20 protein-coding genes and 1 pseudogene are annotated in these 20,851 nt (G+C 37.4%); all 21 read right to left on the bottom strand.

Features of this window, described 5'->3' with window-relative positions:
• Positions 1-42: 42 nt before the first annotated feature.
• Positions 43-1,962, bottom strand: coding sequence for an ABC-F family ATP-binding cassette domain-containing protein (locus DW000_RS00325; RefSeq protein ID WP_120054625.1), 1,920 nt, complete (start codon positions 1,960-1,962; stop codon positions 43-45).
• A gap of 28 nt (positions 1,963-1,990) precedes the next feature.
• On the bottom strand, positions 1,991-3,313 hold the full coding sequence (locus tag DW000_RS00320) for a type II secretion system protein GspD (RefSeq protein ID WP_120054624.1): 1,323 nt from the start codon (positions 3,311-3,313) through the stop codon (positions 1,991-1,993).
• Complete coding sequence (locus DW000_RS00315; RefSeq protein WP_120054623.1) at positions 3,295-4,143, bottom strand: hypothetical protein; 849 nt, start codon at positions 4,141-4,143, stop codon at positions 3,295-3,297. The genes DW000_RS00320 and DW000_RS00315 overlap by 19 nt, the downstream gene beginning before the upstream one ends.
• 125 nt (positions 4,144-4,268) lie before the next feature.
• On the bottom strand, positions 4,269-5,258 hold the full coding sequence (galE, locus tag DW000_RS00310) for a UDP-glucose 4-epimerase GalE (protein ID WP_120054622.1): 990 nt from the start codon (positions 5,256-5,258) through the stop codon (positions 4,269-4,271).
• Between the two features lie 9 nt (positions 5,259-5,267).
• Positions 5,268-6,704 (bottom strand): glucose-6-phosphate isomerase, encoded by a 1,437-nt coding sequence (locus tag DW000_RS00305; RefSeq protein ID WP_004697345.1) that lies wholly within the window; start codon positions 6,702-6,704, stop codon positions 5,268-5,270.
• 83 nt (positions 6,705-6,787) lie between these two features.
• Positions 6,788-7,066 (bottom strand): DUF1294 domain-containing protein, encoded by a 279-nt coding sequence (locus tag DW000_RS00300; RefSeq protein WP_120054621.1) that lies wholly within the window; start codon positions 7,064-7,066, stop codon positions 6,788-6,790.
• A gap of 20 nt (positions 7,067-7,086) precedes the next feature.
• Entirely contained in the window at positions 7,087-8,010 is a 924-nt protein-coding gene (locus DW000_RS00295) for an NAD-dependent epimerase/dehydratase family protein (RefSeq protein ID WP_120054620.1), read from the bottom strand.
• 22 nt (positions 8,011-8,032) lie between these two features.
• Complete coding sequence (locus DW000_RS00290) at positions 8,033-8,758, bottom strand: ribonuclease H family protein (protein WP_120054619.1); 726 nt, start codon at positions 8,756-8,758, stop codon at positions 8,033-8,035.
• A 9-nt stretch (positions 8,759-8,767) separates the two neighbouring features.
• Entirely contained in the window at positions 8,768-9,259 is a 492-nt protein-coding gene (gene ybaK / locus DW000_RS00285; protein WP_004693347.1) for a Cys-tRNA(Pro) deacylase, read from the bottom strand.
• 81 nt (positions 9,260-9,340) lie between these two features.
• A pseudogene (locus DW000_RS00280) lies at positions 9,341-10,338 on the bottom strand (nucleoid-associated protein).
• A 27-nt stretch (positions 10,339-10,365) separates the two neighbouring features.
• Positions 10,366-11,661 carry an AMP-binding protein gene (locus DW000_RS00275; protein WP_120054618.1) on the bottom strand — a complete coding sequence of 432 codons (1,296 nt, stop codon included), beginning with the start codon at positions 11,659-11,661 and terminating at the stop codon, positions 10,366-10,368.
• 1 nt (position 11,662) lies between these two features.
• Positions 11,663-12,769 carry an acetyl-CoA C-acyltransferase gene (locus DW000_RS00270; RefSeq protein ID WP_120054617.1) on the bottom strand — a complete coding sequence of 369 codons (1,107 nt, stop codon included), beginning with the start codon at positions 12,767-12,769 and terminating at the stop codon, positions 11,663-11,665.
• A gap of 62 nt (positions 12,770-12,831) precedes the next feature.
• Positions 12,832-13,344: a biotin transporter BioY gene (locus DW000_RS00265; RefSeq protein WP_004693338.1), complete on the bottom strand. Its 513-nt coding sequence runs from the start codon at positions 13,342-13,344 to the stop codon at positions 12,832-12,834.
• An 8-nt stretch (positions 13,345-13,352) separates the two neighbouring features.
• On the bottom strand, positions 13,353-13,919 hold the full coding sequence (locus tag DW000_RS00260) for a hypothetical protein (RefSeq protein WP_120054616.1): 567 nt from the start codon (positions 13,917-13,919) through the stop codon (positions 13,353-13,355).
• Positions 13,920-14,092: 173 nt separating this feature from the next.
• Positions 14,093-14,956 carry a UTP--glucose-1-phosphate uridylyltransferase GalU gene (galU, locus tag DW000_RS00255; RefSeq protein WP_060918985.1) on the bottom strand — a complete coding sequence of 288 codons (864 nt, stop codon included), beginning with the start codon at positions 14,954-14,956 and terminating at the stop codon, positions 14,093-14,095.
• Positions 14,957-14,969: 13 nt separating this feature from the next.
• Positions 14,970-16,523, bottom strand: a complete 1,554-nt coding sequence (locus DW000_RS00250; protein ID WP_120054615.1) for an organic solvent tolerance protein OstA — start codon at positions 16,521-16,523, stop codon at positions 14,970-14,972.
• A gap of 37 nt (positions 16,524-16,560) precedes the next feature.
• Positions 16,561-17,673 carry a hypothetical protein gene (locus DW000_RS00245; RefSeq protein WP_120054614.1) on the bottom strand — a complete coding sequence of 371 codons (1,113 nt, stop codon included), beginning with the start codon at positions 17,671-17,673 and terminating at the stop codon, positions 16,561-16,563.
• Between the two features lie 108 nt (positions 17,674-17,781).
• Positions 17,782-18,228 (bottom strand): hypothetical protein, encoded by a 447-nt coding sequence (locus tag DW000_RS00240; protein WP_120054613.1) that lies wholly within the window; start codon positions 18,226-18,228, stop codon positions 17,782-17,784.
• 261 nt (positions 18,229-18,489) lie between these two features.
• Positions 18,490-19,497: a hydrogenase expression/formation protein HypE gene (hypE, locus tag DW000_RS00235; protein WP_077708299.1), complete on the bottom strand. Its 1,008-nt coding sequence runs from the start codon at positions 19,495-19,497 to the stop codon at positions 18,490-18,492.
• Between the two features lies 1 nt (position 19,498).
• Positions 19,499-20,617 carry a hydrogenase formation protein HypD gene (gene hypD / locus DW000_RS00230; protein ID WP_120054612.1) on the bottom strand — a complete coding sequence of 373 codons (1,119 nt, stop codon included), beginning with the start codon at positions 20,615-20,617 and terminating at the stop codon, positions 19,499-19,501.
• Positions 20,577-20,828 carry a HypC/HybG/HupF family hydrogenase formation chaperone gene (locus tag DW000_RS00225; protein ID WP_012864153.1) on the bottom strand — a complete coding sequence of 84 codons (252 nt, stop codon included), beginning with the start codon at positions 20,826-20,828 and terminating at the stop codon, positions 20,577-20,579. The genes hypD and DW000_RS00225 overlap by 41 nt, the downstream gene beginning before the upstream one ends.
• Positions 20,829-20,851: the final 23 nt, after the last annotated feature.

The following is a 20,851-nucleotide window of genomic DNA, read 5'->3' as shown; positions in this document are numbered from 1 at the left end:
GATAATGATTTTAATTCCCTAATAATATATACATTAAATAAGTTATTCAGATAGACGTTCCCACTTCTTATACAAGGATTCCAACTCTGTCTGAGTCTCTTCGATTTGTGTGGAAATTTTGGACATTTCATCTAAATCTTGTTGTACTACAGGATTAGCTAATTGCACCTCATACATCTTCATCGTCGCCTCTAAACGAGCAATTTCAGCTTCTACCTCAGCCAATTGTTTTTCTACCATATAAGCATTCGGCTTCTTCTGATTTTCCTCCGTAGTTTCTGATACTGAAAGCATTGACTCATTAATAGGAGTAGCTTTACTATCACGCTTACTGCTATCAGAGTTTTTCTCATTAGCCAATGCTAATAAATCTTCTTGCTCTTTCAGCTTTTCCTTATAGTATGAATAATTACCGAGATACTCTGTAATTTTACCTTCATCTAGAATTACTGTTTTTGTAGAAACTTGATCCAAGAAGTATCTATCATGAGAAATAATAAAACAAGTCCCTTCAAATTGTTGCAATGCTTCCTCTACAATTTCTCGTGTAGGAATATCTAAATGGTTTGTCGGTTCGTCTAAAATTAGAAAATTATCTCCTTGAAGAAATAATTTAAGCAAAGCTAAACGAGCGCGCTCACCACCAGATAATTCACCTACTAGCTTAAATACATCGTCCCCTTTAAACAGGAAAGCCCCCAGCACATTACGAGCCTTATCCTCGCTGTAGTTAAAGTGATTCATGATCTCTTCCACTACCTGCCAAGAATCATGCAATTCTTCGTGTTCTTGTGAGAAGTAACCCACTTGTACGCGATTGCCAATATCCACATGACCAACTTCAGGGAATAGTTCTCCTACAATGGTTTTCACCAGTGTAGACTTACCCGCGCCATTAGGTCCAATAAGCGCTACTGATTCACCTCGTCGAACAACTAGAGAGATATCATCAATAATGCGACTTTCACCATATCCGACAGATAAGTGATCTAAGACTAAAACCTTATCAGCACTCATCGCAGCAGGAGGAAAAGAAAATTGTAAATGATGTGAAGTAACAGGTGCCTCTAGCCGCTCTAATCGATTTAGTTGAGACTGACGGCCACGAGCCATTTTAGACTTGATACCAGCGCGGTATTTATCTATATAAGCCTCTGTTTTCTTAATATACTCCTGCTGTTTTTCATAGGCCACCATATCAGCCTTTAAACGTTCATCACGTTGTTGAATATAGCGACTATAGTTACCACGATAGGTTGTGGCTTTGTGATTATCTAACTCCACAACACCTGTGACGATACGATCTAGAAAATATCTATCATGGCTGACAATGAGAATACCACCTTGATAGGCAGATAAGTACCCCTCTAACCACTCCAGCATATCCATATCTAAATGATTAGTCGGTTCGTCTAAGAATAAAAAATCAGGACTACGTACTAACGCTTTAGCTAAATTGATACGCGTTTTTTGACCACCTGAAAAAGCATTAGCCGGCTTATCTAAGTCATCATCAGTAAAACCAAGACCATAGACTATGCGCTTTGTCTTTTGCTCGTAGTCATAACCACCTAACCATTCTAGACGATTCTGTAAATAATCTAAGCGTTGTAAATCCGATTCGCTAGCCGCTTCGGTTTCCAAGCGACTAGTGAGCTCTTTAAATTGTTTTTCCAATGCATGAACATCAGCCCAAGCCTTTTCGATTTCCGTAGCCAGGCTATCATCTCCAAGATTTACATCTTGTTGTAAATAGCCAATACTAGCAACAGGCGACTTGACTACATTACCTTCATCCAGTTCTTCATAGCCTAATATGCACTTTAACAAGGTAGATTTCCCAGCCCCATTAGGGCCTACCAATGCGAGTCGATCCCCTTCTTTTATCTCAAAAGACACATTGGAAAATACTTGGCGCACCCCAAATGATTTTCCAAGGTCTATCATTCGAATGCGTTCCATTCACAACCTCCTAATCATTTACTCTTCATTATACCACAGTTGCCCTCACTAACATTAACATTTCTATAGAATCTTTTGTTTTTCGACTATGACGGAATAATTTTCCCAACAAAGGGATATCCCCAAAAATAGGTATTTTTTGTATTTGATGTTGATCTCGATTATCCATGAGTCCACCAATAACTAGCACTTCTCCTGGTTGTAATCGTACTCTTGTATGTGCTTGACGTGTGCTTATTTTGTAGGCTTTCATTTCAGATACCATAATAGGTGTACTCACTTCTGCATGTATTTTAGCATCTACACCACCATCAGCGGTAATGATAGGAGTGTAATTCAACTTAATGCCCACCTCTTCATAACGAGTAGAACGCTTTCGTTCGCCATTCACTTCTGACTCCTCTATAACAGGTATTCTTTCACCTATCAAGATATGCGCAGTCTCACCATTGAGAGCCATGATAGATGGTTTTGCAATTAGAACGGCTTTACCTGAGCTTTCCATAAGACTTAGCTCTGGTTTTACAAAGAACTTATAGGCCTCTCCAGTCGGGGTTTTGCCAAAGGTAACGGCACCATAGGAATGTGTTTTATCTTCTCCATGACCTGTCAAGCTAAGCCAAGACCATCTAAATCCTTGTTCCTTAGCATAGGATTGTTCCATAGCAATGATGGTAGCTTCTAATTGCACTTGTTTTGGTTCCTTGTCGATAGCACGTACTAAGGTTTCTACACGTCTCTTTTCTCCACTCGTCAAATGCATAATTACTTCGTTTTGTTCTGAAAGCACTGCCATTTTATCGTTTTTTACCACTGTGCCTACCACATTTTTCAAAGACTCAGCTGGCAAATGTTCAGGTGATATAACATATAGTTCTCTTTTTTCAAGTGTTTCATCATCAGAATCAATAAGAAGTGTGTTATGCTCCTTCAATACGGAGAAATGATATAACTTACCTAATTCATTAATAATTGCTTCTGGTGATTCTCCCTTTACAGTGGCCGTAATACTCCCTTTTAACGACTCTACACCAATAACGGATATACCATAACTACGACAAATGCCTAAGACGGTCTCCTTTAAGGATGCATTACGTACAGAAATCGTTATGAGTTCGTTCCCAACCTTTTTTTCATTTTTATCTACTTCACTACTATTTACGATAGTTTCAGAACTACTAGCAATTATTCTATCATTTCTATTAGTACCTATCCTATCAGTACTATTAGCAAATACCATGAACGGAGTTACAAGCATGACGACCATCCATAAGCTTATTCGCAATATAACTATCACTATAATCTTATCTATATATTTTAGACTTAGAAAGTTTACTCGATTCTTAGCCACCGTGATGAACCTCCTTCAATAATTTCTACACCACTTGCAGTTATCTTAGATACTGATATTTCTTTCCATACACTTCCTATACTAAGCATTTGTTCCTCTGTGCCTTTTCGTAAAATGGCAATATTCTGTTGTCCCTCAATAATACCTATAAGCTCTATGGGATGTTGTTTGATAGGATTACTTATAGTAGGTTGTATACTGGATCCAACTCGTCTAGCACTAGTATCTTTAGATTTTAATTCAATATAATTACCACTATGCTTTTTATTATTTCTTTTTTGTTGATATTTTCCATTTCTACGACTTTTATCTTCCGCTTTTCCAAAAGTACTCATTTCATCATCGGACTCATATAAATCATTATTTATATCAACGAAATTGCCATTACTATCTTTAGTTATCTTATTCTGACCAAGTAAATCATCTATAGGAATATCTTTAAAAACCTCTCGCCAAGGATTTGCTCGCTCAACACCGGTGATATCATATAATAATCGTCCATGAACATTGCTTTTTACCTCTCTATCCTTTACATCTTTTATATCACTTTCATCTTTAAAATAGTTCTTTCCTTTCCCTGTTCTATTACCATATGTTGTTTCTTTTGATAATTTCTCTGAGCCTCGTTCATTTTGATTACCATCTCTACCATTAGATTGATCTATACTAATATGAACATTTTCCTCCTCATGAGGATAAAAAATACCAATACCTAAAAGGGCAACCGTAATGATAAGGAAAATACCAAGTGCAAACTTATAGTGGCGCATAATAAAATGCTGCTTATCAATCCACATTTTCATACGTTCTATATAGTCTCGTAAATTCATAATCCACCTCCTGCTGACATATTCTAGGAGGCTCTTTTAAAATCCTACAAAAAAATGACTCTACCAGTCACCACGGTGACTAATAGAGTCATTCATTATATTGACAAATCAAAACTATTTGTTCTTTATTTACTATTAAACCCATCTGGATGAGATGTATGCCAATGCCATGCATCTTTGATAACATCAGCAACATTACTAAATTTAGGATCCCAACCAAGTAAATTTTTAATTTTTTCGGAGGACGCAATTAATGTTCCTGGATCACCAGCACGGCGATCACCATATTGAACAGGAATATCGATACCTGTAACCTCTTTTGCAGTCTCGATGATTTCCTTTACAGAGAATCCATTGCCACTACCAAGATTAAATACTTGAGATTCTCCGCCTTTACGTAAGTAGTCCATAGCCAATACGTGAGCAGTTGCTAAATCATTGACATGAATATAGTCGCGTACACATGTGCCATCAGCCGTATCATAATCAGTACCAAATACAGTTATATGCTCTCTTTTACCGCGAGCCGCATCTAACACAAGTGGAATCAAATGAGTTTCAGGATGATGGTCTTCTCCAATCATACCAGACGGATCTGCACCGGCCGCATTGAAATAACGCAACGCAACATATGTAGAACCATAGATAGAACTATAATCAGACAACATTTCTTCTATCATCAATTTAGTGCGACCATATACATTTGTTGGTTGCAGTTGAGCATCCTCACGAATAGGCACTACCTTTGGCTCACCATACACAGCAGCCGTACTAGAAAATACAAAATGCTTTATACCTGCGGTACGAGCAGACTCAATAAGGTGATAGGAACCAACTACATTATTTTCATAATAAATAGCTGGATTTTGCATGGATTCACCAACTTGTGAGTGAGCAGCAAAATGCATTACACCTAGGATGTTATGTTCTTTCATAATGCCTACTAGTTTAGGATCTGCAATATCCATATTGTAGAACTTTACCCCTTCAGGAATAGATTCTACATGCCCTCGAGATAAATTATCTACAATGATTGGTGTATATCCTGCTTGTTGTAAAGCACGTACAGTATGACTCCCAATATAACCAGCACCACCTGTTACTAAAATATTCATAGTTCCCCCTCATGAATTATGTACATCCTTTGCTCGAGCCAATTTGGGCCCAATGAGACGCTTATAAACCTCTACCCCTGGTTGATCAAAAGCATCAACACCCGCAAAAATGGACTCAAAATAAACGGCCCAACAATGCATAAACATAATTTCCCCTAAATGGAATGCGTTTAATGTTGGTACAGTTATAGTCATGTTAAAACGATTGTCACTAGACAAGGCTTCTCTATTAGCATCTAAAGCAATATTTAAAATATCACAAATACCTACATCAGATAGAGAGTGTAAACGTTCATATTGACTATAAGAATCTGGAACAATGAGATTATGTTTCCATTCCTTAACCTTAATAAATTGAACTACCTTATTTAGGCGCCCCTCTTGATGTTCTTGAACTTGGGCATGCATATCCATAGTACCTACTGCAGCTACTGGCGTACGTCCATATGGCAGACAAGTATTACTCATTTTTCCAAGAGATTCGGATAGGAGCTGCACATACCAATCAGATAATGAGTGGAGTGCTTCACTATAAGGCATAAACACCTCTATAATACGACCATATCGTTCAGATGCAATATATTTCAATAATGCACTTAAAAGGCCTGGATTTTTAAAAATGTCTTCTTCTTGACATGCTGCATCCATAGATGCAGCACCAGCTAAAAATCCTTCAATATCAAATCCTACAAGAGCGGCCGTTACAAAACCAACTTCTGTAAATACAGAGAAACGTCCACCTACGCCATAAGGAATGCTATAGGTCTTCCAATTATTTTCTATCGCCATAGATCGTAAAATCGTAGGATGTTCATCATCAGATACATCTGTAACAGCTATCACTTCGTAGTTAATATTACGATCTTGTAAAGCCTTCTCCAAAATCATGAAGTTAGCCATAGGTTCAATGGTAGATCCAGACTTAGAATTAATAACGAGCATCACCTTATAATCAGGACCTTTTTTCTGAGCTTGACACTCTAACGTACGAATTAGCCCTACTAAGTAATCACCATCCACATTAAAGCCTGCAAAGTACATTCTAGGATAACCGTCGCGTTCCTCTGCACTGTAGTTATTCCAAAATGCTCCACATTGCACATCAAAAATAACTTTGCTCCCCAAATAGGAGCCCCCAATACCTACAGATACAACCGTATCAATATTATGGCGTGCATAGTCACGTAATTCGTAAAGCCGCTCTAACATATCTGGTGTATTGATACCATCTTCTGAAATATATGGAAGTTGGTAAAACAACACAGGTTCAGGTAAACCATCTTTAGAAACATGACCTTCTTCAAAGCCTGTAGAACGCAAAATATTTGTATGACGCCATACATTTTGTATAGCCCGTTCAAAATTATTCACATCGCGTTCTTGTATGCAACTTTCATTATATATATTAGCATAATCTAACTCAAAACCTGATTGTAATCGCAACATCAAATATCTCCTTCACTGACATTTTATGTACAATATTTTTTTATTATATCATAAAAGAATGAATAAAATATTAGTTTATACAATCATTTCACCCACAAGCCATAACCGAATCCAACCGCATATACAGACCAAAGTAATGCAAAAGGAATGGCTAATTTAAATTTAAGCTTTAACGTCTTATGACGCCATAGGACCATGCCTAATAAAGCACCAACACCCCCAAAGGCAAACGCTAAAAATAATAATGTAAACTCTGAAATCCGATCATATTCATTAATGGCACATAATTTATCGTATCCGTACATACTGAATACGATAAGATTCCAGACACCTACAGTTACCCAAAATTGTGTATCACTCATATCCCCAAACCTTATTCCCCTTACTTATGATGAGCTTTAAAATATTCTAATGTTTTTTGTAAACCATCTTCTAATGTTGTCGTAGCAATAAAACCGAAATCACGTTCAGCTTTTGTATTACTTAAGCGAGAATGTTTAATATCTCCTATACGCTCATCTTCATAATAAACCATAAAATCCGTCCCGCTAATAGTACGGAATCGCGTAATCAACTCATTCACAGATGTTCCCTTATTGGTAGATATATTATAAATACCTGTGCATTGACCATTCCCCATAGCCTTAATGTTAGCATCTACCACATCATCTACATAAATGAAATCTCTAGTTTGCTCACCATCACCAAATACAGTTAATGGTTGCCCTTCGACAATCAAGCGGTTGAAAATACTGATAACACCACCTTCACCACCATCACCTTGACGTGGTCCATATACATTAGCATATCTAAAGCATACTGTATTTAATCCAAAAGCTTCATGATAAATTCGCAAATAGCCTTCTGCAGTAAGCTTTGTTAAGCCGTAAAAAGACGAAGGCATACCACTCAAGTCTTCAGTCAATGGCAATACTGCCAAGTCACCATATACAGCAGCTGATGAAGGCATTAAAAATTGTTCAACATTCACTTTACGACAAGCATCGAGAACATTAATAAGCCCTATTAGATTTACATCACAGTCATAACTTGGGTTCTCCATGGAGGATTGTACCATTGTTTGCGCCGCTTCATGGAAAACAATAGACGGCTTAAACTCTTCAAATACAGATAGTAATTTTGGATCTCGTACATCCATCTCAATAAATTGAGCATCTTCATGTACAAAGGAGCGCATACCTGTAGATAAATTATCTATAACGAGTACATCGTGACCTAATTCAATTAATCTATCAACTAAATGGGAACCAATAAATCCGGCCCCACCAGTAACACATATATTCATAGCGCCCTCCCTTCTAACATCTTTAAATACCTGCACCTTGTTTTGCTAGTGCATCAGCCATTTCATTATATGTATCGCCCGTATGAGCAGCCACCTTGTGAAAGTAAACTCGCACACGATTTTTTATAGAATCATAAAATGCTGAGTACTCTTGGGTTAGCTCATTGTTACGTTTCCATCCCTTAGTAGCCCACATTTCTATACCCATATAATCATAGTAAAGTGAACATTCAGAAATCCCATTATCAACGGCGTATTTCATAACATGCATAGCAGCCAACAACTCGCCAGCTACATTCCAAAACGATGTATATCGTTTATCAGTAGAGGAAAAAGAAAAAGTTTTCCTCTTGCCATTTAAAAAGATAACTCCACCTGCCCCAACAGTATTGGTCTCTTTATTATAACTACCATCGATATACGCAACCATATAGTTTGGAGTAGTAAAATCTGGTTTCACAACATTTGCTGATACTTTACTTTGAATACTAGAACTAGAAACTATAGGCCTAGAATTTTTAGATTTAAACTTCACTTCTTGTGGCGATTTAAGTTCACTCTTTTTAGCGCTCATAAAACCACTTAAAGACAAACTTGAATCCTCTACAAAAGCACGTGCTTCGGCGTCTGTCGAAAATGATTTGTAGATAGCACCACCATAGCCCTTTACTTGTTTCTCACAGTCAGACCATGTAGTGTAAACTCCTGGTACACGACCCTGACGAACAGCATAAAACTTTTTTGCCATACGCCCCCCTTAATGGTCCATTGTCAGTTCAACAAATTCAGCATTTACAACAGATGCCAAATCCTTTGGATTTACCTTCATTTGCATACCGCGTAAACCTGCACTTACATATACAAACTTTTGGGGTTCCATAGTAGCATCAAAATAGGTAGGGAATGCTTTTTTCATGCCTACTGGAGAACATCCACCGCGCAAATAACCTGTAATACCTAACAAATCCTTAACATGAACAAGCTCTACAGACTTATTATGACTAACACGTGCTGCCTGTTTCATATCTAACTCTTCAGCCACAGGAATACAGAATACTACATATCCAATTTTGTCACCTTTGCCAACTAATGTTTTAAAGACTTGTTTCTCATCGAGTTTTAATGCTTCTACTACATGAAGGCCAGCAGCACGCTCTTCAGACCACTCATATTCGCTAATACTATAAGGTATCTTATGAGTATCTAAAATACGTAATGCGTTTGTTTTTTTATGTTTCTCTTTACTCATCATAACCTCCATATACTAGCATAGCAAATAAATTTAATCATTACATAATATATTTCTATAGACAAATATAATTTTTCATTACTATTTATTTACGATTTTATTAATATTTTTTAATTCAATACGCAAAGTACCATCATCATTAGTTTTTATCTCAATAAACTCACGATTTTTCATATATTCTACAGGAAATGAAATCTCAATACCTGTATCTGTTTTAATCTTATGATGCTCTCCAACCTTCGTGGCAAACTCACGATTGACTGGCAAAGGACGTAGCATATCCGCATCAGCTAATTTTTTTTTGCCGCCTCTTGTTGAATAGGATTCGCTTTAAATACCTCTTCTACAATACGAACAGGATCAACGGTATCTGATACTTCTGCATTTTTAGCAATCATAGATTTAGCGGTTGTCAACTCAACAACGCCATCAGACTCATGAGCTTGAGCCACCTTATCTACGATAGCTTTTACCTTTCTCACCGTATCTCGCGAGGATTGATTAGTCCCTAATTGCAAGACCTTATCTGCTAGGATATAGGATACCTCACCATCAAATTCACCTTTAGGTTCAAAAATACGAACACTAAAATCAGAGAGATTAATAGATGCAAAGGACCGTAATTTTTGTGATGGCATAGGTAATACTGCCTTATGGGAAACAAGTTCTGTAGCCAATGTACCATCATCTTCACTGAATAATTGATGGGTAAAAGCATCATGAGCTTGACACAAAAGAATACAAACATAAGGCGTATCCGTAACGGCTTCACAGATAATTGTATCAATAACAACAGAATCAGTAGCTTGTTTCATGTATGAAAATAAGCTTTCACCTAAATTCTTACATAAATCAATAAACTTAAGCTCTCCATTTTTATAATCTAATAATTGTTTGCCCACAGGGCTCGCATCATGTAAGGTTCCGGTTCTAGCCCCTGGATCTTTAAAAGCCTTAACTACATGATTTGCTATATAATCTTGTATAGCTTGATCCCCAACCTTTAATTCATGTTCAGAATATACAGCTAACGAGGATGTAAAGTCGAAAATCTCTAGCACCGCCTTATTAATCTGCATGATGCCTCCTTGTAGTACAAAAAATGTTTACCCTTTATTATACCACTCTTTTAGCTTTCGTTTATCAACTTTTGAGCATTCCGTAAGGGGTAGCATAGGAACTTCTATTATAGCTTTTGGCCACTCCACAGAAGGCCTTTTATTATGAATAAAGTCTATAACTTCATTCAATCTAGCCTCACCATCTAGCACCATATAAACTACGTAGTCCTCCCCTCGTATCTCATCAGTAATATCAATTATAGCAACCTCGGAAACCCCTTGTAAGGATTGTAAATACAATTCCATCTCTGGAATAGAAATTTTATATCCCCCTTTATTGATTACGTCGCCTGCTCTCCCATTAAACATTAGATAACCATCGCTATCGATATATCCACAATCATTTACAGTATATGTATTAGGAATCCCTTCAATATGATATTTTGTGGTCACATAAATAACATTATCAGTCTCTGCTATCTGTATGGTTGGGAATGGTCTCCCCACCGTACCTTCTCGCTCTAGCCATTCCTTACCTGTACAATACGTTATATAGTTAAGCTCTGATGCGCCATAGTACAAGATAAACTCCATATCAGGACATATATGTTGTAACTGTTCCATTAATTGTCGATCTAGAACTTGAGATCCTGCAGTTATATATTTAATAGATGATAAATTACTTTTACAGTGTCGTACCAATAATCGTAGTTTTGTTGGTAATGCATATATATGGTCTACATTGTATTCCTCTATGAGCTGTATCCATCTACTAGGACGCAATGAACTCGTAGTAACAACGGTCCCTCCAGCCCATAAAGCGGCAATAACCATATTGCTAACACCTGTGAAACTAAAACTCCCTTGTAAAAAGATTTTAACATCTTTGTTTATATGAAAAATATTATTTTGAATATCAAAAAAATCACGCCAAGATATTTCTCGTCTCCACAAAGGTTTTGGTTGTCCCGTAGTCCCCGATGTAAGTACCCCAAAATCAGCTAATGGCGGTACACCTTCATAGGCTATAACACGAGCTAGCTCATCTACATAAGCCGTATCCATCTCATTGTGACATACCATAGGAATATTACCTTTATGTAATGCCCCAAGCCACTGTGTAAGTTGTTCAACAAACGACAGTTCCTGAATTAAAAGAATCTTAGTATTTAATGTCTTTTTAGACTGAGTAAGATTTACAATGCGACTTGTATTATTAATACCGACCGATAGAATAGCATCATATAGTTCACCATATGTATATTGTATGTCATCTACGATTAAAGCCATTTTATGGGGCTCTAAATCTTTATGCTGTTGTAAGCGTTCAATAATTGTCATATTACATGCGTTCCATAATTAAAGCCGTACCTGTGCCCCCTGCACCAGCAATAGCACATAAACCATAGCGACCACCACAAGATTCTAAAGCAGCCATACAGTGAAGCACTAATATGGCACCAGAACATCCATAGGGATGTCCATAAGCTAAGGCACCTCCAAGCATGTTATATTTTTTAATGTGATTAGGGTACGCCTTGTTAAAAAGAACATCAATGATGGCAAAAGCTTCATTCCATTCCACCACATCAATATCATCCATAGTTAAACCTGTACGTTTTAAAATGCCTTCTGTACTTTCAAGAGCGCCCTCCGGACTAAACTGAGGATTTCCTGCCCAAGGTTTAACGCTATAAATTTTAAAAGGACCTTTTTTATTAGATAAATATACAAAGGCCGCTCCATCATGAGTTAAACACGCATTGCCTGCATTTGTAATAGAGTCAGCTCCCAACAAAGGTTTCATCCTAGACAAGAGTTTCTCGTTCATCGTAGGTCGAATACATTCATCTATACATCTTTTACCATCTATAGTAATAGGTATAATATATGACTGTAAATATGGGTTATCTAAAGCAGCTGATGCTCTTTGATGACTGCCAATAATATGTGGATATAAATCTTCCTTTGTTACATTGTGTTTATGGATAGTCCGCTCAGCCCCTTCGAGCATGGCTAAAGGCGATTGATCTTGGGGCGTAAATTGAGCTACCTTATAGGTTCCTTTTCGATCATCCCCTGATGCATACACTCGCTCTGGCTGTAACGACGAACTTTCAATACCGCCTGCAATAGCGGAATCCATAATACCAGACAAAATATGTGCATAGGCGATCTCAATACTCATCAAAGCTGAGGCACATTGCATATCAACGGTAATAGCAGGCACAGAATTTGGTAAATTACACATAAGACCCATGAGACGGCCAAGGTTACCACCGGTACCAACTGCATTACCACAGAAGATTCCATCTATATGTGAAATAGTATAACGATTAATTATTTCATCAATTACTTGAGAGCCTAAAATCTCGGGTCTCATATGTTTATATTGTCCATTTAAAACGCCGATAGGACTTCTAAGCCCACCATGAATATATACTGACATATATACTCCTTCTATTAAAAGTAAAAAAGAGGCATCCCGCAGAATGCCACTTTAATTGTATTCTAAATTTTAACTTTAGTTGCTAACCAAGAAGCAACCAGACATTTTACGATATCTCCAGGAATAAATGGAAACATGACTACAGGCAAGGCCGCCCAAAGTTCTGTTTTTGTAACAATCATAAAACCTGCTACACCAAAAAGGTACACTACAGGAATGGTAATCACAAGAGATCGCCAGGCATAAGAGAAAAAGCTTTTTTTAGAACCTTTAAATATACTTAGTAATGTATATGCAACTGGCCAAGAAAAAATAAAGCCACCTGTTGGTCCCAACAATTTGCCAAGGCCAGCCGTACCGCCAACAAATACTGGTAACCCAACTGCACCAAGCAAAATATAAATGATAAATACGATAAGTGCATCCTTAGGCTGTAACAATAAGCCGATTAATGTGGCTACCAAAGTCAAAGCCGTTACCATAGCGGGACTAAATGGCAATGGGAAAGAAATATATGCTGAAATACATAATAAGGCTGTTAATAAAGCCATTTTTGTTAAACGTCTTGTTTCCATAATTACCTCTAACTAATACATCTTTGTTTCAAAGATGATGAATCTTCATTTTCACCGAAAAACGTAGCCGAAAATGCCAATGTATCACCAATGTAACCTTCTACATGAGCATCTTCAGGATATTCCACCAAAGTTACCTTGTCATCTGCAATAACTGGTGCATGAAAATAAATCGCCATTTGCAGAGCAGATTTACTAATATTCCAAAAATCCCACATCGTTTCTAAAATCATGCAGCCAGGAACAACATAAGGATTCTCACGATGGATGGAATTCGTATCATTAATATCATTTACAAATCGTATAACCTCTTCCTTAGAAAAAGATATAGCACCATCTGTTCCCTGTTGATTTATAGTAGAACGAATATTAAATTGTTTTGGCACTGGTCGTAAATCGACCATTAAGAAGCCAGACGTATCCATAATACCAATTGTGGTGGTTTTTGCTACTTTCGATACAATTTCACATACGGTTCTATCACTACCTGAGGAATCATAATGCATATGTTTAATAACGCTATGTCCCGGTAGGTTCAAATCATTATTACATAATGCTTTAAATAATGTTCTCATATAATCACAGTCCTTTTATTTATTCAATATCTTGATTATAATCAACATTATTTCATTCGTCAACAAAAGGCATTGTTCATATGTTAACAAATATCAAATGAGTTTGAAACTATAAACAAAAAGAGCCTATGATACATATCATAGGCCCCTCACGTGGAAGTTTCATAGATTATCTATTTTAGATCCAATTCCTTTAGGTAAGCTTTAAAGCTTTCACCCAATTCTTCGTTGCGCAATGCATACTCAACAGTGGCTTTTAAATAGCCCAATTTATCCCCTGTATCGTAGCGAATACCTTCATATGCTAATGCATACGTATCCGTTTTAGAGGCTGCCAATGCATCAGTTAATTGGACTTCATTACCTACACCAGGCTTAGTAGCTTCTAAGATATTAAAAATATCTGGTGTTAAAATATAACGACCTAATACAGCGAGTTGAGATGGAGCATCCTCTTTCTTAGGTTTTTCCACCAAGTTATCAACGCGATATAAATTATCAGCCAATGCTTCACCAGATACAATACCATAAGAACTAACTTTATCTTCCGGTACAAATTGAGCGCCTAAAATAATACCAGGATGCTCATTATAGCAATCAATCAACTGTTTTAAGCATGGATTTTCTGGATTGTAAACAATATCATCACCAAGTAATACTGCAAATGGCTCATCACCAATAAATGCTTTTGCACACAATACAGCATCACCAAGTCCACGAGGTGCTTTTTGACGAATAAAGTGAACTTTAATGTCCGCCAAATCCTTGATCATAGCCAATGGTTTATTTTTACCTTGACTTTGTAATAACAATTCTAATTCAACACTACTATCAAAATGGTCCTCAATAGCACGTTTATTACGACCTGTAATAATTAGAATTTCTTCAATCCCAGAATCTAAAGCTTCTTTTACAATGTATTGGATAGCAGGTGTATCGACAATAGGAAGCATTTCTTTTGGTTGTGCCTTGGTAGCTGGTAAGAAACGTGTACCAAAACCAGCTGCTGGAATTACAGCTTTTCTAATGCGTTGCATAGTATTCTCCTAACTAAAAGTCTTTACCTACAAATTTAATTTTCCATTGATCATTTTTATTTTTATGTCCATCTTTATATGTTAAATACATATCGAAGGAGTGTAAATCACGATGCCATGTATAATAGACAGAATCAATATCCCCACTCATCATGTTATTCTTAACACTTACAGAAATATCATCAAGGCGAGTCAATTTATAGGTACCACCATAAATAAGCTCTTTTGGAAGCTCTGTCGTATCAAAACGATAAGGTGAATTATTGTAGGTAATATTTCGTTGATTATAGCTAACCCATACATTAGCACGATTACCAACTTTAGATTGGAATCTAGCCCCCCAATAAGGCATGCTACGGATACTACCATCATAGCCATAGTAGTCACGTTGGTAACCACCTAAGAAGCGCAAATCAGCATTTTTGCCAAGCTTAATTGGATCATGAGAAACTTCTGCATAATATTCTTTATGAGAACCTTTTACAGACCCCTCTTTCCAATAACCAGCATTAACACCACCACGTACAGTAATTGGAGAATTTCCTACATGATATGTATGAGTATCCAAACGAGCTTCACCTATTTTTTCAACCCATACTGTTTCATCATTATATTCATTAGACTCCTTGCTATAACCAACAGAAGCAGTCCCCCAAGGTAAATAATGACGATATCCCACCTGTGGTTTAAAACCAGATTTAGAATACCAACGATAGTCAATATAAGCTTCACCGTTTTTACCAATAGGATATTCTGTACTACCATGTAAGCCAATACCATCATCGTTACTATACGTAGGTTTTGGTATTAAGGAAAAAATACTAAATTTGCCTTCTTTGTCATGACGCAATGAAGTCGTATAAGATGGCAAGGATAATACTTTAAAGTTTTTAATATAAAAGGATGGTTTTTTAATAACGACTTTATCACCAGGATACACCTGAATATCTTGACCCTCCACACGATAATCTGGAGTATGAACAAAAGCCATTGCATGTTTTGTAGTTACCATGCCCTTTTCCATATGGCCTATTTGTCCATCAAAAGTGGCGTTATTGCCTTTTACATAATAGGGATCGCTCCATCCCATGGCTTGGTCCGCCTCAAAGTGACGATCGCTAGTGCGATACGTCATATTTTGACCTGTAATATCTTTTGTTTTACCGCCATCTTCCAAATAGCGATAGCCCCCAACAGTACGATACTCTGTAGTTTTAGTATTACCTTCAATACGTGGAGCCATCAAAGTTTGATTACCTTGAGACACCACAACATCGCCTTGAGCATATACATCACCTGTAGAGCCAGTATAAGACATTTTGTTAGCATCGATACGTGTAGGCAACTGTTCAGCAGGAGTAGCAGATTTCGCTTTTTCACCACGACGTACAACACGGATATTACTATATTCAGGTGTAGATGCTTTAGAAATTTCTCCTGCATAGGATTGACCTACGCTATCCAATGTATCTTGATATACAATAGTTGACTCAGTAGCGGCCCATACAGGTTGTGCTAAACAAATAACACATGCCGCTGCCAGCCATTGTACTTTACGTTTCCTCATGGTTACTAGAACTCCTATTACTTTAAGAATTTGTTAATTATTGATTACGCTTTACAACAACGATAGGTTGAGAAACATTTTCTACAGGTTCTTCTGGCTCCTCAACTGCTGTAGCATCTTCAGCTACAGCTGCATTTTCATCAGTATCATTATTTTCTACATATTCTTCAGATTCACCTGTTGTATTAGGTACAGTTACAGCATCAGCTAATTCATCATCACTATGAGCTAAACCATCGCCACCAATAACAAGACCTTGAATTGTTACGGAATCTTGAGGTTGTACATATACAGTAGCACCAGCTGGGTACTCAATATTTTTACCTTTGATGAAAGCGCCCCCTACAAGTCCAACAGGACCGAGTAGAACTGCGCCCGCTACAGATGCACCTGCTGCTTTAACTTCACTACGGGTTTTATCCTTAGCCTCTTTACCTTGTACAGCAGTAAATTCTGTACCATCAATAGCTGGGATTGTATCAAATATAATATCTAACGCACCATTACGACCAAAGGAACGAGCCTTTTTCAAAGAAGTAATTGTTCCGGAACCTACAGTGCCCGCAGGTACTAATAAGACATTGCCATCCATTACATTTTCTGCAACAGTAAAGGATACAGTATCACCTTCACGACTAGTTTTAGAAGAAACCGCTTCATTTAAAGTCACTTTGAACACTTGGTTACCAGACAATGTGCCTACTTGGTTAGTAAGAGACACATTGCTACCATATACCTTTGTCTTCAAAGAAATAATACGTTTTTGTAAGGAACCGCTACCGATGCGACCATTAACGCTACGTTCCATCTTTTCTACACGGTCTACAAGAGATCCTGCGTTAATGCTATTTTGATATGTATATTCCAATGCATCCATTTCTTCGCGCAAAGAAATATTAGTACCACTGCCTTCTACAGAATTGTAGAGGGAGTCAACACGTTTGCTCAATGTTGCGGAATTACCATTGAAACCAGTACCATACACGGTTTCATCAAGTTGATTAATGCGGTCCACAACAGCACCATCTTGTACAGTTCCATATACAGTAGTTTCTAAAACATTTGTTTTTTCAGTTACTGTACCAGGAGCGGCAAATGCAGGGCCTGAAATTAGGGATGCCATTAAAAGTGTAAGTACTTGTTTCTTCATAAATTCCTCCACAATGTATCTAATGTATAACTGTTATACAACAGAATAAGCACGGGCCTAAGACCGTGCTTATTCCCTGAGTCTATCAATTTATATGCTCAGTGGCCATTAAATTTTCAAATCAATAATCGCAGATACACCTACGCCTTGAACACGAGATGCACCAACTGGGTTTGTGCTATCAACAGGAACTAAGCCTTTTACACGAACCATACCATTAAAGCTACCTTCTACTTGAGCAACAGCTTTAACTTCTTCAATGCTAGAAGCAGGCCCAGTAACTTGAGCAGCACCGATATAACCTTTTGTACCAATACTGATAATAGGAACTACTTTAGTTGTATATTCAGTACTCAAGTTATTTTGTTTCAATAATTTATTTAGGAAAGAGTCAATTTGTGGACCAAATTTGTTAACAACAATGCCGATACCACCAATTTTAGCTGCACCACCAAGAATGCTGCTAAGTCCACCAGCTTGAGTTGTCAAGATACCACCAAATGAAGTTGTAGTTAAACAAATCCCTAGAACAGCTGTAATAATCTTCTTTTTCATAATAAGCCTCCTATAGATACTTATATTTTAACAAATTCTATACATAGATTCTAGTGAAAGTATAAGAACTTACACATAAAGATACTAATATAATATAGATTTTCGATGAATTCTTAATGAATTTTACGCAACTTAATTTAATGCTATCATCAATGATAAATCGTGTCAACATCTAATACGAGCTACATCTAGAAAGCTCAAAAATTGAAATAAAAAGATTAACAAAATGATATAGTTTAATTACTTTTATTAATTATAAATTTAACAAATTCGTGGAACCTGATCTTCACCTAATAAATCAATCAAACGAACACCTCCAATAGCCGTTTGTAGACCAACCTTACCAATATTTTTATCTAAAGTTTTACCAATTAGAACAGCTTCGCTTCCCTCTTCAAAACTATGAAGAATCTTGAGAACTTCGTCCGTAACAGATGGTTCAACGATAAGAACTACTTTCCCTTCATTCGCTAAATATAAAGGGTCATACCCCAATATATTACATACTGACTGCACTTCTTCATGAATAGGTATGGCCGTTTCTTCAACTTTAATGCCTACTTGACTCTGATCAGCGATCTCTTTTAAAACGGTACCTAGGCCACCACGAGTGGGATCTCTCAACAAAGCAACTTGAGTTCCTACTTTATCTAATACTGCTTGAACCATCTTATTTAGTGGTGCACAGTCAGTTGTTAAGGAGTCAGATAAATCTAACCCAAACCGTTGCCCCATAACGGCAATGGAGTGATCTCCAATAGCACCTGACAAAATGATATCTAGCCCTGCTTTCACACGATGTGGACCAATATCTATTCCATCTGGAATCATGCCAATACCAGCAGTATTAATGTAGATTTTATCTACTTCGCCCTTTTTAACGACCTTTGTATCACCTGTAACAATTTGAACATTTGCGGCTTTTGCCATTTCTGACATAGTGCGAAGAATTTCATCTAGCTCTTCAAAGGCCAAACCTTCTTCTAAAATAAGACCACAACTTAAATATTGAGGTATCGCGCCATTCATGGCTAAATCATTCACAGTTCCACAAACAGCCAACTTGCCAATATTACCACCAGGAAAGAACGCAGGTTGCACCACATAGGAATCTGTAGAGAAGGCCATGCGCCCGGCTGTAACAGGAAACTGGGCACCATCGTGTAGGGGCGCCAATAAATCATTTGTAAAATATTTCAAAATAAAACGGTCCGTCAACTCATGACTAAATCGTCCACCATTACCATGGACTAAGCGAACTCGTTCCATATTAATCCTCCCACGTCGATCCACCACTAGAATAACCATATTTATACCATGCAGCACAGCTACCCTCTACAGATACCATACAGGCACCTACCGGATGATCTGCGGTACAGCTTTTACCAAATAACGGACATTCACTCGGTTTAATAAGGCCTTGCAAAACACGTCCACATTGACAGCCTTTAGGATCAAGGGATGGTTTATCTAAGTTAATAGGTAGGACAAGCTCTACATCGTAAGCTGCATATTCACCCTTTAATGCTAAACCAGAGTTAGGAATAACACCAATACCACGCCATACATCATCGCATACTTCATACACTTCCTCGATCATAGCTTGGGCTACAGGGTTTCCCTTCTGCATAACTACAGAATGATACGTATTGCCCACCACAATATTACCAGACTTACGTTGCTCTAAAATATTAGCTATGGCAGATAATATTTCTAAGCCATCAAAACCAGCGATACAAGATGGGATACCGTATTCTTTGGGCAAAAATTGGTATGGTTCTTCACCAATAATAACGCTAACATGACCAGGTAGAATAAATCCATCGATATGACCTTCTTGTTTATCTAATAATGCACGTAATGCTGGAGGCACTAATTTATGAGATACTAAAAAGAATACATTCTTAAGTCCTGCTGCGTGAACGGCTTTCACAGTAGCACATATAATCGCAATAGTTGTTTCAAAGCCAATAGCTAAGAATACTATTTTCTTTTCTGGATATTTTTTGCTAAGTTCTATTACCTCTAAAGGCGTATAAATAACATGGATATGAGCGCCTTTTGTTTGAGCTTCATTGAGACTACTATAGCTACCTGGAACCTTTAACATATCCCCAAAGGTAGCAATAATAACATCCTCACATTCTGCATAGGCTAAAGCCTTATCCATATAAGTTTGATCAGTTACACATACTGGACATCCTGGTCCACTAACAAGTTCTATGCCACATGGCAATAATTGACGAAGACCTTCTCGGAAAATCGATACTGTATGCGTACCACAGACCTCCATAAGCCGTACAGTTTCACCGGGCTTATGAAGCGCATTGATGCGCCTTAACAAAGCATCAGCTGTGTGCTGCTTTTCCTGCAAAGTAAGCTTCTTCAAGTTCTTCTAACTCCTTAAAGGCCTCTAATGTTTTTTGAGCCTCTTCTTCATCAACAATTTGTACAGCAAAACCTGCATGAACTAACAACCAATCCCCGACCTTTGCATCTGGTACGAGGAGCAAACTGCAGTCACGGGTAGCACCTGTCAATTCAACGGTACCAATAGCATCATTCACAGCAACCAATTGCGCTGGTACAGCTAAGCACATAGTATCTCCTTATCTATATCATT

It is taken from the genome of Veillonella sp. AF36-20BH (assembly GCF_003602765.1).
Lineage (GTDB): Bacteria > Bacillota > Negativicutes > Veillonellales > Veillonellaceae > Veillonella > Veillonella hominis.
Note: the sequence above shows the minus strand (reverse complement) of the source record. Positions and strands in the feature narration are given on the sequence as shown.